Source organism: Bacillus sp. JJ722 (assembly GCF_036963345.1).
GTDB lineage: Bacteria > Bacillota > Bacilli > Bacillales > DSM-1321 > Bacillus_AD.
This window is the reverse complement of the sequence record NZ_JBALMO010000405.1, coordinates 419-1,318: the sequence shown is the minus strand read 5'-3', so window position 1 is coordinate 1,318 and position 900 is coordinate 419. Positions and strand designations below refer to the sequence as shown.

Sequence of the window (900 nt, the reverse complement as noted above, 5' to 3'; positions counted from 1 at the left end):
GAAACATTTCGCACAACTATCCTGCTCCGTTAGCGACATAAAAAAGAAGCTGACAATATCAGCTCCTTAATGTAATCACCCTTCTTTAGAAGTTAACGGTTAATGCTTCATTTCAGCTACACTAATATAGTTATCGTGTGTTATTAAAGAAACTTTTACTTTATCCTTCTGGAAGAAACGAGCAGCACCCATTTGTTCATCTTTTAATTCAGTCCATCCTGCTTTTTTTATTGCTGTTAAATATTTTTTATTAATGCTATTGATTTCATCTGCTCCAGAGTATTTATATTTTTGGTATCTTATAATATTCGGATTCTTAGCAACGCTATCAACTTCTTTTGCGGTAGAGGGGATAGGAAAAGAGTCTACATTACTAGGAGAAGAGAAAGTAACTATCTGCTTGCTTCCAAACCATATTGTTATAAATATAATACAAATTAAGACGAAGACTACTTTTTTCATTGAGATCCATCCTCCTTTCTTGCTAAATATAACTGTAAAATCCTTATTTATCCAAAATGATCTCACCATATTATTATAACCTTATTTTAGATTGTTTTTTTTAAAAAGTTCCTCAACTAAACTGCCCGTTAGCTCTACAAGAAAAAGGCTGCCCAATGACAACCTTGATTTTCAGCTATTGCACCCGATAGTTCAATAGTAAAGGTCTTATTAATTTCTAATTATGGTGCAAATGCGTAAGGTAATAAGAGCCATAAGGCAAAAATATCGAATAATATCATAAGTGCAATACCTGCTTTTCTAAAGCTTTTAAATTTAATTTCAGCAAAATAAATAACTAAAAACAAAGCCATTAGATAATATGGTAAGTTGTTACTACCTTCCACTAACTGCAAAATCATTATAGAAAAGATAATTAGACCTGAGACAATATTAAAT

At 31.2% G+C, this 900-nt stretch carries 2 protein-coding genes; both read right to left on the bottom strand.

Features of this window, described 5'->3' with window-relative positions; all coding sequences use genetic code 11:
- Positions 1–99: 99 nt before the first annotated feature.
- Positions 100–462, bottom strand: coding sequence for a hypothetical protein (locus V7014_RS26820; RefSeq protein ID WP_335512123.1), 363 nt, complete (start codon positions 460–462; stop codon positions 100–102).
- Between the two features lie 221 nt (positions 463–683).
- Positions 684–900 (bottom strand): hypothetical protein (locus V7014_RS26815; protein ID WP_335512121.1); only part of this gene is annotated, 217 nt, incomplete at its 5' end.